This is a genomic window from Hahella chejuensis KCTC 2396 (assembly GCF_000012985.1).
Classification (GTDB): Bacteria; Pseudomonadota; Gammaproteobacteria; order Pseudomonadales; family Oleiphilaceae; genus Hahella; species Hahella chejuensis.
This window is the reverse complement of the sequence record NC_007645.1, coordinates 1,905,189-1,919,660: the sequence shown is the minus strand read 5'-3', so window position 1 is coordinate 1,919,660 and position 14,472 is coordinate 1,905,189. Positions and strand designations below refer to the sequence as shown.

The 14,472-nt window shown below is 52.0% G+C and carries 15 protein-coding genes and 1 rRNA gene; 3 read left to right on the top strand and 13 right to left on the bottom strand.

Annotated elements, in window-relative coordinates; all coding sequences use genetic code 11:
• Positions 1-79 precede the first annotated feature (79 nt).
• The 3 genes from HCH_RS08550 to HCH_RS08540 all read left to right on the top strand — a co-directional run bounded on the left by HCH_RS08550 (position 80) and on the right by HCH_RS08540 (position 2,330).
• A complete protein-coding gene (locus HCH_RS08550) occupies positions 80-778 on the top strand; it encodes a hypothetical protein (protein ID WP_011395791.1) in 699 nt (232 codons plus the stop codon).
• 147 nt (positions 779-925) lie between these two features.
• Positions 926-1,852: an alpha/beta fold hydrolase gene (locus tag HCH_RS08545; RefSeq protein ID WP_011395790.1), complete on the top strand. Its 927-nt coding sequence runs from the start codon at positions 926-928 to the stop codon at positions 1,850-1,852.
• A 223-nt stretch (positions 1,853-2,075) separates the two neighbouring features.
• A complete protein-coding gene (locus tag HCH_RS08540; RefSeq protein WP_011395789.1) occupies positions 2,076-2,330 on the top strand; it encodes a hypothetical protein in 255 nt (84 codons plus the stop codon).
• A gap of 110 nt (positions 2,331-2,440) precedes the next feature.
• Here the strand turns inward: HCH_RS08540 and HCH_RS08535 are convergent, their stop codons facing one another.
• The 13 genes from HCH_RS08535 to rrf form a co-directional block, all read right to left on the bottom strand.
• On the bottom strand, positions 2,441-3,850 hold the full coding sequence (locus tag HCH_RS08535) for a tetratricopeptide repeat protein (protein ID WP_011395788.1): 1,410 nt from the start codon (positions 3,848-3,850) through the stop codon (positions 2,441-2,443).
• A 269-nt stretch (positions 3,851-4,119) separates the two neighbouring features.
• The gene (gene ltrA / locus HCH_RS08530) at positions 4,120-5,508 is read right to left on the bottom strand and encodes a group II intron reverse transcriptase/maturase (protein ID WP_011395787.1); all 1,389 of its coding nucleotides are present in this window, start codon (positions 5,506-5,508) and stop codon (positions 4,120-4,122) included.
• Positions 5,509-6,059: 551 nt separating this feature from the next.
• Entirely contained in the window at positions 6,060-6,626 is a 567-nt protein-coding gene (locus tag HCH_RS08525; protein ID WP_011395786.1) for a chalcone isomerase family protein, read from the bottom strand.
• A gap of 258 nt (positions 6,627-6,884) precedes the next feature.
• Entirely contained in the window at positions 6,885-7,883 is a 999-nt protein-coding gene (gene rpoS / locus HCH_RS08520) for an RNA polymerase sigma factor RpoS (RefSeq protein WP_011395785.1), read from the bottom strand.
• 70 nt (positions 7,884-7,953) lie between these two features.
• Positions 7,954-8,658, bottom strand: coding sequence for a peptidoglycan DD-metalloendopeptidase family protein (locus tag HCH_RS08515; RefSeq protein ID WP_238384980.1), 705 nt, complete (start codon positions 8,656-8,658; stop codon positions 7,954-7,956).
• 382 nt (positions 8,659-9,040) lie between these two features.
• Positions 9,041-9,955, bottom strand: coding sequence for a DUF368 domain-containing protein (locus HCH_RS08510; protein WP_011395783.1), 915 nt, complete (start codon positions 9,953-9,955; stop codon positions 9,041-9,043).
• A 1-nt stretch (position 9,956) separates the two neighbouring features.
• Positions 9,957-10,619, bottom strand: a complete 663-nt coding sequence (locus HCH_RS08505) for a protein-L-isoaspartate(D-aspartate) O-methyltransferase (RefSeq protein ID WP_041598513.1) — start codon at positions 10,617-10,619, stop codon at positions 9,957-9,959.
• Complete coding sequence (surE, locus tag HCH_RS08500) at positions 10,616-11,365, bottom strand: 5'/3'-nucleotidase SurE (protein ID WP_011395781.1); 750 nt, start codon at positions 11,363-11,365, stop codon at positions 10,616-10,618. The genes HCH_RS08505 and surE overlap by 4 nt, the downstream gene beginning before the upstream one ends.
• A gap of 108 nt (positions 11,366-11,473) precedes the next feature.
• A complete protein-coding gene (gene truD / locus HCH_RS08495; protein WP_011395780.1) occupies positions 11,474-12,442 on the bottom strand; it encodes a tRNA pseudouridine(13) synthase TruD in 969 nt (322 codons plus the stop codon).
• Position 12,443: 1 nt separating this feature from the next.
• On the bottom strand, positions 12,444-12,935 hold the full coding sequence (gene ispF / locus HCH_RS08490; RefSeq protein WP_011395779.1) for a 2-C-methyl-D-erythritol 2,4-cyclodiphosphate synthase: 492 nt from the start codon (positions 12,933-12,935) through the stop codon (positions 12,444-12,446).
• Positions 12,932-13,642 carry a 2-C-methyl-D-erythritol 4-phosphate cytidylyltransferase gene (gene ispD / locus HCH_RS08485; protein WP_041598512.1) on the bottom strand — a complete coding sequence of 237 codons (711 nt, stop codon included), beginning with the start codon at positions 13,640-13,642 and terminating at the stop codon, positions 12,932-12,934. Before ispD ends, ispF begins: the two co-directional genes overlap by 4 nt.
• Before the next feature lie 84 nt (positions 13,643-13,726).
• Positions 13,727-14,005, bottom strand: a complete 279-nt coding sequence (locus HCH_RS08480; RefSeq protein WP_011395777.1) for a septum formation initiator family protein — start codon at positions 14,003-14,005, stop codon at positions 13,727-13,729.
• 340 nt (positions 14,006-14,345) lie between these two features.
• Positions 14,346-14,458, bottom strand: a 5S ribosomal RNA gene (gene rrf / locus HCH_RS08475).
• Positions 14,459-14,472: the final 14 nt, after the last annotated feature.

Genomic DNA, 14,472 nt, shown 5'->3' with positions numbered 1-14,472 from the left:
ATCCGATTACAGGCATGATGAAGTTGTTGTGGAAGCAACGGTTTCCTTAACAAAAACAATAACCAATAGGGATATTCGCATGACAGTTCAAGCTAATAACGGAAATAACCAAGATTACTCCGTCGGGTTGGTCGCCGTCTCCAGTTGGCAAGGTTGGTTGCGGCACACGCCTCGCCGGCTGAATGTTCAGCAGGAAGGCAATGGCGCCAGCAACCTGTATCGCTTATGGTCCACCTTTTCCTGGCAGTCACCGAAAGGCTGCGTCGGCTACTTCAAGAATGGCCATACCGCATTGGTGGCTCGTCGGGGAGGCGTCGTCACGCACGTGGTGGGGTTCAATCCAGAGTCCTACCTTCTCGCCGGTTTATTGCAAAGTACCCGCGACAATAACATCACCGTGAGAGGGTTGTGGTACGACGACTCCGCCATGATTCATGACCCAACGGCGATCAGTTACGAAATAAACGTCACACAGAATCAGGCCCAGGATTTCGATGCGTTGATCGCATCGCTCGTCGGCAGATCCGACCTGGGACCGCATTCCCCCGCCGACACCCCCTACTTCTATAGCTTCCGGCCAGCGGACATGGAAGCGCAAGTCAGCGGCCTGACCGGTAACTGCGGCAATATGGCGTTGGTGATTCTCTGCCAGTTTCTGTATGACTGGCGCAAAGGGGAATATGTGGAGATGTTTCGCGCCTGGGTGAACCAAAACCGCAATACCCGCAATTTTGGGCAAGGTCCGCTCATGGGCGCCATGACTCAGGGCTTCGCCTGAACCTGCGCATGCTGTTCATGAGTTCAAGACTCCCATGACAGTCAGATGACAGTAAATTGAATCTTTTATGAACAGCGTGCTCTTATACACCATCAAGATTACAATTTGATGGTGTTTTAGTTTCAACCCCGCCCAAGTTGTAAAAAAATGACTGTCGAACATGTTGCTGTCGGCGATATCCAGCTCGCCTATGAAACCTTTGGCTCGCGAAAAGATCCTTGCATCCTGCTGATCATGGGCCTTGGCGCCCAGATGCTGGTGTGGCCGGACGCCCTCTGCGAGCGTCTGGCTGCAAATGGATACTTTGTCGTGCGCTTCGACAATCGGGATATAGGTCTCTCCAGCAAAAGCGATGGCGAGGGCCACGCCCGCCCGGTGACCAACTTTCTCCGCAAGCAGTTCGGCTTGAAGGTGAAAAGCGCTTACACATTGAGCGACCTGGCCAACGACGCCATTGGCCTGCTGAACGCACTGCGGATCGCCAACGCGCATTTTTTCGGCGCCTCCATGGGCGGCATGATCGCGCAGATCGCCGCCGCCAAATACCCGGAACGGGCGCTGAGCCTGACCTCTATTATGTCCGCCCCGGGCTTCAGTCGCCTCCCTGCTTTGAACCCGGCCAATCTGTTGGCCCTGATCAAGCCGATGCGTCCCAAGTCCCGCGCTGAGATCATCGAAAGCAAGATCAACCAGATACGTCGCATTGGCAGTCGCAGCTACCCATCCTCCCGATCAGAGTTATTACAACGGGTAGGTAAAGTGCTCGACAGAAGCCCTGTCGATCACGAGGGGCTGCAAAGACAAGCCAGCGCCATTCTTGCCGAAGGCTCTTTAGTCGAACTGCAAAAGCGCATCATCACGCCGACGCTGATTATTCATGGCGATGAGGATTCTCTCATCCCCCTTTCAGAAGGCGTCGCCTGCGCCCGCAATATCCGCGGGGCGCAGCTTGAAGTTATCGCCGGCATGGGCCACGACTTCCCTTCGCCATTGATTGCTCGCGTCGCCAAAGTCGTGTTGCAGCATGTCGGAGAGGCCACGACTCGTACTGGAAACGCCTGCGAGCAAGCTTGATACTCCCCTGTCTACCGCCGCTTACGGCCATTGTGTTTAGGGTGAATAGACAGCTTGCCAGCGGCCCTGCTGCGCCTCTACCATGAGTTGGCGCGTCTGCGCGGCGGCTAGCCGCAGGAGACAGGGTCTGACCTGTGCAGGCCCTGTCGTTGCCGACAAATAGAAGGAAGTTATTTGTCGGCCTGATTAATAGCGCCCTCAGCTAGAACAGGAGAGTCAAGCCATGAGTAGAATCCAAAGTGTTAAGGACCGTCTGCAGGACACCACCGAGAAGTCTCTGATCCGACTTGAAAGCATTCATACTTCAATAGCGGAAAAGCCGCTGCTGGCGCTGGGCAAGATCCAGCCTTTTGAAGGCGTCGCCCATCAAGCCAGAGTATTGCAGCAGAATATGATCCATAAAACCTACCGGGGAATTCGAGATCTGACTGAAATGCAGGGCCAGATCGCCGACCAGTTCATTCGCCTTATTCCCTGAATATAAGCCAGCGTCGCTTCGTGGCTTAACGCAAGCCCTTTATATCCTGGCGCTGGACGCAAAAAAGGCGGTTTAAACCGCCTTTTCCTTCTCCGCACATGCAGCTGCAGTTATGCGCCGGGATGCAGCGCCAGCAACGCATTGATGTCCAGTTCACCGCCTCTTCCCAGTTCCCGCTCAAGATACTGTCGCATCTTGTCCGCCAGGAACCCATCCACGCCAGGTGAGCCCGCAACGCCATGCGCGACCCACGCGTCGAAGCGATCATCATTCCCTACTACTTGGGTGGCCTTGAGCAACAATGACTGTTTATAGTCCGACACCATTGCTTTCAGCCTGTTCTGAGCAGCTATGCGCACCTCACTATTCAGACGGCTTTCCATATCCAGATCAGACTCCACCATCGCCGATTTACGAGTCAGGCCTATTGTATAGTGATCGTCGTAATAGTCGTCTTCGGAGACCACGCTGACAGGGGTATCGCTGCGGCGACCATCTACTTCCATCACCAATGCCGAACTGGCGGTCTTGGTCAAAATGTAACGCTCGTAGTGATAATCGGAATAAACGTCTTCCAATACAGTCGGCGGAACAATAGAGAAGTCGGTCAATAATGAGTCCAATTTGTGGTCAGCGCGATCCAGCCTGCGGCCTTTCTTATCAACTTCATCATCGGCTCTGCGGACGTCATCTCGTTGACGGGAGACCTTATCTTTCAAACGCTCAACTTCACGTTTCTGCGAGTCATACTGAGAATCTGCAGGACTCAGCTTGCCGAGCGTCTTTTCCTCTCTCGCCAGATCACGCTCCAGGGATTCCAGTTCACGTCGTTCACGCTTGAAATCCCGGCGGGCGTCCCGCAAGTTATCTTTGGCGCGGTCAAGCTGGTATCTCTGGTCTGATACGTCGCCTTGCAGACGAATAAAATCTGGATTACTCACCATCACCTGTCCGCTCACATACTGCTGCACTTCATGAACAACAGACTCACTCAGATTAAAGCGCACCGGAGCACGGGACATGCCCACCCGCGCCTCATTATCTCGTTTGCCGTTGGCCTTTTTGACAATCTGTAAGCCAGCCACGCCGTAGCCCAAATCATCGCCGAATATATGTCGGTCGCTATCCAGTTGGATTCGGAACTGATGCTGTGTCGCCAGAGTCTGGTAGGCGGAGTTATATCTATCCCAGGCGGACTGCTCATGCGTAGCCTGCGCCACTTTGCCGTACAGCACCATGGCCTTACCCAGATTGTTGCGGTCATAGGCAGTGTTGGCGGAGCGTCTCACCTCGTTCAACCACGCGGTGAAGTCTCTACGCGCCTGCTGCAATCTGTTCTGGGTCTCCTTATCGTTGGGCTTTAACTTCAAGGCTTCTTCATACATCTCAACCGCCAGTTCATATCGGCCTTGAGCATAATATTCCTCTCCATCCTTGATCAGGTTCCGATGCGCGCATCCTGTTACAGCCAGAGCCACCAACGCCACACCCGCCAACCTTCTGAAGCGATTTGACAACATTTCTTCCTACACCATTCTCATATTTTTTCGAAATTGCGACGGGCGCGATTCTCAGTTACGTCATCCCCCGCCGCCACCGCCTTTATGTGAGTCTATTTATACCCTGCGGCAGCTTAACCCTAACTGAATAAAAAGGGCGAAATCGCCAATCGCGCACATTGGCGATGGCAACTTGAGGTAACAAAGGGGATCGTTGGATCGAGTAGGAGGGGGAGTTACCTCCCCCGTCCTCTCACACCACCGGGCATACGGTTCCGTACCACGGCGGTTCATGATTGGCGCTGAAGCCGGTTCATCGTATCCAGCAAGCTTACCAGAGACAGGCGGTCGAACATCCTCTTGGGAAGCGCCGCGTTCATATGGGACGCGCCACTATTCCACCAAGGTCCCCGACCATTGCTTGCGCTACTCCAAGCCCTCTGCTCGGACAGTCCTAGTCGCATTAGATTACGGGCTCGGGTGTAAGTCCGTTTCCACTGTCGCCAGAGCAACAGGCGCAACCGCCGTCGCACCCAGCCATCGAGTCCTTCCACTGGGCGCTTCGAGGTCGTCAGGCGATAGTAGTTCGCCCAGCCCCGGAGTGCCGGATTCAGTCGCGCAATGGTGGTCTGCAGCGGTCGCCCTCGTGATTGTCTGAGCAACTGACGCAGTTTGGCCTGGTAGCGCTTCAGGCTCTTCGGCGCGATCCTCAGCCGTACCTGCTTGCGCCAGCTCACGCTGTAACCCAGATAGCTCCGGCGCCATGGTCGATCCACAGCACTTTTCTCCGCGTTCACTTTCAGGCGAAGGTGCATTTTCAGGTAATGGGTAATGCTAGTCATGACCCGGTGACCGGCCCGCTCGCTTCGGACGTAGATATTGCAGTCGTCCGCGTAGCGGCAGAACCGGTGGCCCCGGCGCTCCAGCTCCCGGTCCAGTTCGGTCAGGAGCACATTAGAGAGCAGAGGTGACAGGGGGCCGCCTTGCGGCGCGCCTTCCCGCCTTGGGCTGACCAGCCCACCGTCCAGCATACCGGCTTGCAGGTATCGGCGGATCAGGGTGAGCATCCGTCGGTCGGCGATGCGGCGGGCCAGCAGGCCCATCAGCACATCGTGGTTGACCCGGTCAAAGAACTGCTCCAGATCCAGATCGACCACCCAGCGGTGACCGTCGTTGATGTGCCGTTGCATCGCCCTAACCGCCTGATGGGCGCTTCGCCCGGGGCGGAACCCGTAACTGTGGTCCGAGAAGATCGGCTCCAGCATCGGGCTCAGCACTTGGTGCAGGGCTTGTTGGATCAGGCGATCCTGTACCGTTGGGATGCCCAGTATCCGTTCTCCGCCTTGCGGTTTGGGGATACTGACCCGGCGTACTGGTTGAGGATGGTAGTCTCCGGCCAACAGCCGCTCTCGCAGCGTTGGCCAATGCTGTTGCAGGTGGCCTTTCAGGGCCGCCACCGGCATCTGATCGACACCGGCGGCGCCCTTGTTGGACATCACCCGCTGATACGCATGCATCAGGTTCGGGCGCTCAAGCACCTGTTCCATCAGCGTATTCGGCTCCGCGTTCGTCCACGAGTGAGCCCCCGTGTCTGCCTCAACACGGGCTTCAGTCTCTGCCGGATACCGTCCGACGTCTCCCTGAATACCCTGACCCATCCGGATCGCTTCTGTCTTCATAAGCACATCACGAGAACTCACCGCCTACTGGCGGTCAACCATGTTCAGTCCTTCAGTACGCGGTAACGCACCTACTATGACCTCGGCTGAGTTCTGGCGCTCCATCCCCACCCCTCACGAGGTGAGTAGCACAACGGCAGAGAACCAGACTTCCCAGGGTAAGACGCGTGACCTTCACACTTATGCCCGCCGCATCTACGTCCACACCTTCCGTGCAAGTACGGGCTTTGACGGTATTTGCCGCCTTACCCAGTGTGGCCGCCTCGTATGCGATTCCTGTTCGTCAGGCCAGTGCTTTGCCTACGGCTTCCTTCAGATTCCACCTCACGATGGACACCCTTGCCGTTCGGCTAGTGGTTCCCCTTGCCGGGCCCACAGGGGACTTGCACCCCCAAGTCATCCGGCCAGCACCACCTGAACCGGAACAGCGCCCGTCAAGGCACTACGCGCCATGCCTGGCGCACAAATGAAAAAGGCGGGGATTCCCGCCTTTAACCAGAAAAGCCAGCCGTCTTCGGCTGTGACGTGTGATCGGGAAAATATTGCCGCGACTATTTTGCGCCCAGCATCGCCTTTTTGAGATCTTCCTGAGCCGGCTTGTCGGATAACCAGATGCCGAACAAGGCTTCTTTAAACGCCACGCCACCATCAATGGTGGCGGTCAGCGCGTCATTTTTATACACCTCTACGCCTTTGCCGGGGAGGTACACCAGATCAAACTCATCATTCTCCTGGATTTCCTCATCGAACACGCCAATAAACTTGTCGATATTTGCTTTAATGGGGGCAGTATTGCCATTGGTCGCATTCTCAAAACCCTCGGTGGTGGCCTTCTGCATCTTTTCACTGGTCACCATACCGGAAACCATATGCAACTTGATCGCCATAGGCTCATCCGCTCTTACAATTGCAGACGCGTCTTTATTCGCCTGCGGCAGATACAAGCCGCCGACATAGACGTCGATGAACCATTTCGAGCGCACGCCGGCGCCATTGAGCTTTAATTCAGAACCCGCTGCGCTGAGCGTGTCGGGAATGTCGACGCCAGCCACCTTAGCGGCCTGCGAGAAAGGAGATAGAACCAGCAAGAGCACAAGTGAAGAGAGAAGTTGTTTCATATTTCATCCCTAGTTGCATTGATTGTTATTTAAATTATTTGCTGTTTATTGTTTGTAACCGCCCAGCATAACCGCCAAGGGCGCCCTATTATAGGCAGCCCGCGAAAGCCGTAGATAGGGTAAAAGGGGCAGTTATACCGGGTTATGCGATCTGGTTCGCAACTATAGGGGCAAGGCGTTCCTGACATCAAGTCTAACCGGACTACTAAAAAAGGGCGCCTGTTGCGCCCTTTTTACTGCTACGTGTGTAACCAATAGTTACTTAAACAGCGTGTCTCCGGTCAAACCTTCTTTTTCCAGCAGTTCGCGCATGCGTTTGAGCGCTTCCACTTGAATCTGACGCACTCTTTCCCGGGTCAGCCCGATTTCCTGGCCTACTTCTTCCAATGTGCTCATGGGATAACCGCGCAATCCGAATCGACGGGCGATCACTTCCTGTTGTTTGTCAGACAATTGGTCAAGCCAACGGTCCAGACAGCCTTTAAGATCGCTATCCTGCAACAGCTCAGCAGGATCATTGCTCGCCTCATCGGCGACGGTATCAAGAAGGGATTTTTCCGCATTGCCGCCAATCGGCGAGTCTACGGAGGTGATGCGCTCGTTCAGACCGAGCATACGTTTAACATCCTTCACCGGCTTTTCCAGCAAGTCGGCGATTTCTTCAGCGCTGGGCTCATGATCCAATTTCTGGGTCAGTTCGCGGGAAGCGCGAAGGTACACATTCAATTCCTTAACAACGTGAATCGGCAAACGGATCGTCCTTGTCTGATTCATGATGGCCCGCTCAATAGTCTGACGAATCCACCACGTCGCGTAGGTTGAAAACCTGAAACCGCGTTCGGGATCAAATTTTTCAACAGCGCGAATCAGACCCAGGTTGCCTTCCTCAATGAGGTCTAGCAGGCTCAGGCCTCTATTCACATATCTACGGGCGATTTTCACAACCAGACGCAGATTGCTCTCAATCATGCGTTTGCGGCCTTTTTCATCGCCGCGACGCGCCATGCGCGCAAAATGAACTTCTTCTTCAGGGGTCAGTAAGGGAGAGAAACCGATTTCGTTCAGATAAATCTGAGTGGCGTCGAGGTTTCTGTAGGATTGGCCTTCGCCTAGGGAGAAACGACCGGTACGTCCTTGATCAATCGAGACAACAACATCACTTTCATCGTCTTCAAACTCTTCAGCCTCAATTTCGGCCAAATCGATATCAACATCGTAAGCTAAATCTTCTGCGTAAGATTCACGTTCTGCTGCCATGATGATGCCCTGCTCTCGTTAACCCCTTGCGGGGTATTGATGACGTTTTGCACTTGCTCAGGCGCAAGTTTTATCGTTTTGGTAGGTACTTGAGAGGGTCAACCGGATTGCCGTTTTTTCTTATTTCGAAGTGCAACATTGGTCGGTTGGTCCCTGTCTCACCTATCTCGGCTATTTTTTGCCCCCGTTTTATGAGGTCTCCCTCTTTAACCAGTATCTTGCTGTTGTGCGCATAAGCGCTGATGTATTCATCGCCGTGGCTCAGAATCACCAGCTTGCCGTAACCCAGCAAACCATTACCCGCATACACTACTTCGCCACTGGCCGCTGCTAAAACCGGGTCGCCGATTTTGCCGGCGATATCAACACCTTTATTGATGTCGCCTGCAATAGAAAAAGTATCAATAATCGGGCCATGATAGGGCCACCCCCATCCGGTAACAATTCGATCCGCTTTGCTGGTTACAGGAGCTTTTTTCGTTTGTGTATTTTTGTAAACGGGCGCCTTAGTAGTTTTCGGTTGAGTGGTTTTCTTGGGCTTAACAGTTGCAGTTTTCTTGGTTTTAGTGGTGGTCTTTTGAGTTTTCCTGGATGGTTGCGCGCTCGCAGTCTGGTAGCCTTCCGGCACAACCAACGAAATCCGCTGCCCTGGCTTAATCAGGTAAGGAGCGGGTACCCGATTGATCCGAGCCAGCTCTTTGTAATCTCGACCATATCTCCAGGCGATTGAATAGAGAGTGTCGCCTTTCTCTACAACATGGCTTCCCCAGTACACTGGAGGGTTAAAGGCAGGGTCTCTATATATAGAAGGAGAGGTGCAGGCGCACAAGAATAGCGAGATCGACAAAGCGACCGATCTCAAAGCATAAAAAATGCCATTACCAGTATACAGTCTGTTACAAAACCTGCGTTTTTGGGATTTTAGACAATGCACTTTTTAGCTTTTTTAAAACAAAAAGGAATTAATACAGCCTAGATTATTCTCATTATTTACAAAAGTTTCTAAATTGACCTCCTAAGTAGTTAAATTACAACTATATTCTGTAGAGTTATAGATTCAATGCCGACGGGGTCGCTCGTTATACCTGATACCAGAGGTAACACCGCAAAGGAAAATAAGTAACACTAACGTGATTTAATTTCCTATATGTGATCTCTCATTTTTGATAACCAAGTCTCACTTTTTCCAGCGCAACCACCATGAGTGCGCCAACAGCGAACAAGGCCACCACCGTTAGCACTTGCGCTGGTTCGCCTGTAATCACCTCGTAACGAGAGGGGAAAACATTCGCCTGCACAAGGGGGATCTGCGCCCCATGAGAATCAATACGATATTCCAGCGTATACTTCCATGGCCAGACTTTGTTGAGGGCGCCCAGCATAAAGCCGGTCAGAACAGCGAGGGTGTAGTCGTGGTAACGTCTTAATAACCAGCTTAGCAGGTGGGTGAAGGACAGCAAGCCAATCAGACATCCTGAGGCGAAGATAGATAAAGGCAGAATATCAAAACCTTTCACCGCAGCCAGAACCGGACCGTAGATGCCCAAAAGTAAAAGCAGAAAGCTACCTGAAACGCCAGGCAAGATCATGGCGCAAATGGCGATCGCGCCGCTTATAAATAAATTCAGGTAGGTAGGCTCCAGGCTGGTGGGGCTCAAAGCTGTTAGCCCATAGGCCACCGCAGCGCCCAACCCGATTAACAATGCGCTAAGCGCATTCTTTTCTCTAATCGCCTTGCCAACAAACCAGACGGAGCCAAGAATCAAACCGAAGAAAAAAGCCCATATCAGATTGGGGTGACTCTGCAATAGCGAGCTAATGATTCTGGACAGCGTAAAGACACTGGTGAGAATGCCAGCAAACAATGTCGACAGAAAAGTACCATCGATGTCTTTCCAAACCGCCGCAAACCCTTGCGCGCGCCAAATACTAATCAGTTCTGGGCGAATACGCCCAAGAGCTGAAATCAGCCGCTCGTAGATACCGGAAATAAATGCGATCGTACCGCCGGAAACACCCGGAACAATATCCGCGGCCCCCATGGCCACGCCTTTCAGATAAGTTTTCCACATGCTATCGAACAACGCCCCCTAATAAAGGCACAAATCGAACCTGCTCCAAACTGCTCTCCTCTATTTCCGCGCCTTGCCTTTTGTAGACTTTCAGCATCTGTTCGCTTCCACTGCCAACCGGAATGACGAGACGCCCGCCGTCCGCCAGTTGCTCCAGCAACTCCGACGGCGTCTGCTCCGGAGCCGCAGTCACCATAATTGCGTCGAAAGGCCCCTGTTCAGGCCAACCCCAACGCCCATCGGATAATTTGGCGCTAACGTTATTTAACTTTAGCGCCTTGAATCTCAGTTTCGCTTTTTCCAGCAGCGGCGCAATCCGCTCAACGGTATAAACCTGTGTAGACAGCCGGGCCAGAATCGCGGTTTGATAACCAGAGCCAGCGCCCACTTCCAATACCCGTTTCGGCTTCCAACCACTGCACAGCAGTTCAGTCATACGAGCCACGATATAAGGCTGCGAGATCGTTTGGGAATGCCCTATCGGCAGAGCGGTATCTTCATAGGCCCGATGCGCGAGAGCCTCATCGACAAAAATATGCCGAGGGATTTCCGTCATCGCCTCCAACACCGCTTCGTTCTGAATTCCGTTTTTCCGCAAGCGCTCAATCAAACGCAGACGCGTACGCCGCGATGTCATGCCAATGCCTTGCAAGTCGAAGTTCACTCAGTCTCTCCCAGCCAATCCTGTAGTTGGTTAAAGGCGTCGTAGCGAGTCATATCTACATGAATAGGCGTAATGGAGACATAGTTGTGCTCCACCGGGTAAAAATCTGTCCCCGGGCCCGCATCGTCTCCCTCTCCTGCAGCTGCAATCCAATAGCGTTTACGTCCGCGAGGATCTACGATTTCATGCGGCTCGCCACCTTTTAAACGATGCCCTAATCGCGTCAGCTGAATACCGCGGATGTCCTCCAACGGTACGTCGGGGACATTCACGTTCAGTACCGTGCGTGGAGCGATGGGCGATTTTAGTTGTCTTAGTAGTAAGTTGGCGACCACTTTCGCTGCAGTCGCATAGTTTTCTTGTCCCCTATTCACCAACGAAACCGCAATGGCCGGTTGCGCCAGAAAACGACCTTCCATAGCCGCCGCAACGGTGCCGGAGTACAAAACGTCATCTCCCAGATTTGCGTGGGAGTTAATGCCAGAGACGACTCGCTCCGCATCATAACCAAACATTTCGCTCAGCCCCATATGCACACAGTCTGTCGGCGTGCCATCAACGGCGAAGAAACCCTGTGAGGTTTTCTGCAGAATCAAAGGGCGAGTCAACGTCAGAGAGTTACTTGCTCCGCTATGATCTCTATCTGGCGCAATCACTCGGATTTCAGCAATATTTTTCAGCTCATCCGCCAGAGCCGACAAACCCGGCGCATGCACGCCATCGTCATTGGACAATAATAATTTCACTACCGCTTTTCCTTTTTTCGCTATTCCCTCATCACCAGCCTTTTACAGTCAATTGCATCAATGAGAGTGACAATGGGAATAGCTATTAGTAAACAGGTTTGGCTGGAATCAGTTTAATCTAAATACTTGGTCCAGCAATACAGAGGCGAAACAGCCGGAGCCAAGAGAAAACGTCAGCTCAATATCGTCGCCGGCCCACTGCCAACTCATATCTACAGGCTTGGCGACAAAAGGCCTCCGCGCTGTCCGCGCGCCGTCTTTGTGAATAGCTGTCAGCCATTCTGATAAAGATGCCGTTCTCAGTTGTTCAATTTCTCCGGCCGTCCCAGACAAAAACTCCGGTCCTCCCAACATAGGGCCTGTAGGAACAGTGGATTCAGACACGACAGAGCTGGCGGCAGGAGCGCCTTCATCCCCATCAATCATGGTTGACCAGTCACCTCGACGAACGCGCTCAGCCAGAATTTCATTAAATAAATAAGAGCGCGCCGCAGACAAATACATTCCCAGATGGGCCTTCTTTTTTGGCTTTTGGCCTTCTACAAACCATGCATGCGCGCGTTGTAAGTTATAACCATCATGACCAAAGCGCTGGTCTCCGAAATAGTTAGGAAAACCATTCGCCTGAATGTATGAAAGCTTTTCATCGATTTGCTCGTGAACACCTTCCACCTGCCTGACCCAGATCTTAAAAGCATTTCCTGAGTGATCGCCACGGCGTAATTTCTTTTGCGTTCGAGTAACGCTGAGAACTGCTACGCCTTCAATCTGTAACTGACTCCAATCTGGCTCAGGACGTATCCCCAAATAAACAGAAAACCATTGTCTCGTCACTGCATGACGATCCTTCAATCCCATTAGCCCGATATCAAAGTCACGCACACCACAAAAACGCGCGAGATTACGAGATACCCACTCGGTATTCTGCCCGCGTTTTTCAATATGTAATAAAACATGCTCTCCTCCCGAATCCGGAGGCGTCCACAGTTCATCTACGCCGAAGTCTTCCGGCGTTTGACGCCATATTCCAGGGGCTGAGTCAGTCCAAAGTCCAGGGAAGTTAAGATCAAAATTCATATTAGTTCTTTTGCGCCTCGAGCAATGCTACCGCATGACAGGCAATGCCTTCCTTACGGCCGGTATAACCCAGTTTTTCTGTGGTAGTGGCTTTTACGTTTATACAATCAATCGAAACATTGCAGTCAGAGGCAATATTGACCCGCATACTTTCTATATGGGGAGCCATCTTAGGAGCTTGCGCAACGATGGTTCCATCAATATTCCCTATCTTGTATCCCTTCTGGTGCAGCTTGCTAACCACAGAGCGAAGTAGGTTTCGGCTATCAGCCCCAGAAAACGAAGGGTCAGTATCGGGGAAATGTTTGCCAATATCTCCAAAGGCTGCCGCCCCCAGTAATGCGTCACATATTGCATGTAGTAAGACGTCGCCATCTGAATGAGCCTGCAAACCACGCTCATGTGGAATGTTCACTCCACCAATGACAATTAAGTCGCCAGTTTCGGAAAACGCATGGACATCGAAGCCATGGCCGATTCGAAATAAACTCATTCTTCTTCCTGCATAATACGGCGTAAAAATATCTCCGCCAGAGGCAAATCCTGAGGGTGGGTAATTTTGATATTATCGCTATGCCCCTCTACCATTACCGGCTTCAAGCCTTGAGCTTCAATAGCTGATGCTTCATCGGTAATGTGTACACCTTTCTCGCTCCCCTGCCTCAGAGCCGACAACAAAGCGCCAAACCGAAACATCTGCGGGGTATACGCCCGCCAGAGGTTGGCCCGGGACACAGTAGCTAACACTTCACCTTTTTCATTGGTCCTTTTTACTGTGTCTGCAACAGGTACACCCAAGAGCCCACCAGGCTGGGTATTCCATAGCAAACGCATCAGATTGGAAATATCGCTGATTCGAAAACAGGGACGAGCAACATCATGGACAAGCACCCAGTCCTCAATAGCAGCGTGAGACTCTATTTTCTCTAAGGCATTAAGCACTGAAGTCGAGCGTTCCTCGCCTCCAGCAACTGATATTACTTTTCCAGTGTATTTATCAGCAATCTCAGGCCACCATTTATCTTGCGGGTGAAGAGGCAAATAAATCTGTGATATTCCAGGCGCTGATAGTAAACGATCCAGCGTATGCTCAAGAACGCTTCGATCAATCAATTTCAAATACTGCTTAGGGCGTTCGCCCCCCATACGAGAACCAACGCCAGCGGCGGGCACTATCACCCAAAGCTTATGCTCTTCCATACTGTCAACAAACACTAACCAAGCTCGATTTCTGTCAAAACCGGGCTAGTATCTGTGAAGCGAATAAGGAAAATCAAGAAAGGTTCAGTTTTCGATGAGCAAATAAAATTGTTCGTCGGGATACACCATCCCTAATTGACTGCGAGCTCTCTCTTCTATTGCGCTCTGCGCGAGTTTCAATTCCATTACTTCAGCTTCAAGCCTGCGATTCCTTTCCACCAATTGCTTATTCTCTTCCTTCTGACTCTCGACCTGACGATCAAGAACCCAAGCCTGGGCGAATGACCCCTCGCCCACCCAAAGACGGAATTGAAGGACGCAGATAATTAGCGCCAAAACTGTCCACAACCAATTTACACGCATAGCAGAACGACAATGAGGTTATATTTCCGTCGTCAATGACATTTTGCGTCCCTGCTCTTTCAAGCAAGTTCCGCCATGGCAATGCTCTTTTTAGTGGCGGAATCGCTTATTTTATAGACTCTAATATTTATAGTCGATAAGTGTTGATAATTTCCAGTAAAAAACACTTATAACTACATAAATTTAATGGCATTTCTTTTTTGGGTTAACCGAGTTGAAAGAATCGAACTCGATTAGAGGTGAGGAACAATAGTACAGGAGCAGGATAGATGATTCAGCACAGCTGGTGTTCTTTTGACATAAAAAAACCCGTCACGGGGACGGGTTCTTCGTATTAAGAGCCTGACGACGACCTACTCTTGCATGGGAATCCACACTACCATCGGCGCTGGACTGTTTCACTTCTGAGTTCGGAATGGGATCAGGTGGTTCCAGTCCGCTATGATCATCAGGCAAAACCGTTAAGC

Excerpts from the sequence above, each read along its gene's own strand:
- HCH_RS08550 (WP_011395791.1), top strand. The coding sequence starts at position 80 with ATGACAGTTCAAGCTAATAACGGAAATAACCAAGATTACTCCGTCGGG.
- rpoS (WP_011395785.1), bottom strand. The coding sequence starts at position 7,883 with ATGGCAGCAGAACGTGAATCTTACGCAGAAGATTTAGCTTACGATGTT.
- HCH_RS08510 (WP_011395783.1), bottom strand. The coding sequence starts at position 9,955 with ATGTGGAAAACTTATCTGAAAGGCGTGGCCATGGGGGCCGCGGATATT.
- HCH_RS08525 (WP_011395786.1), bottom strand. The coding sequence starts at position 6,626 with ATGAAACAACTTCTCTCTTCACTTGTGCTCTTGCTGGTTCTATCTCCT.
- HCH_RS08535 (WP_011395788.1), bottom strand. The coding sequence starts at position 3,850 with ATGTTGTCAAATCGCTTCAGAAGGTTGGCGGGTGTGGCGTTGGTGGCT.
- HCH_RS08540 (WP_011395789.1), top strand. The coding sequence starts at position 2,076 with ATGAGTAGAATCCAAAGTGTTAAGGACCGTCTGCAGGACACCACCGAG.
- HCH_RS08480 (WP_011395777.1), bottom strand. The coding sequence starts at position 14,005 with ATGCGTGTAAATTGGTTGTGGACAGTTTTGGCGCTAATTATCTGCGTC.
- ispD (WP_041598512.1), bottom strand. The coding sequence starts at position 13,642 with ATGGAAGAGCATAAGCTTTGGGTGATAGTGCCCGCCGCTGGCGTTGGT.
- truD (WP_011395780.1), bottom strand. The coding sequence starts at position 12,442 with ATGAATTTTGATCTTAACTTCCCTGGACTTTGGACTGACTCAGCCCCT.
- ltrA (WP_011395787.1), bottom strand. The coding sequence starts at position 5,508 with ATGAAGACAGAAGCGATCCGGATGGGTCAGGGTATTCAGGGAGACGTC.
- ispF (WP_011395779.1), bottom strand. The coding sequence starts at position 12,935 with ATGAGTTTATTTCGAATCGGCCATGGCTTCGATGTCCATGCGTTTTCC.
- HCH_RS08545 (WP_011395790.1), top strand. The coding sequence starts at position 926 with ATGACTGTCGAACATGTTGCTGTCGGCGATATCCAGCTCGCCTATGAA.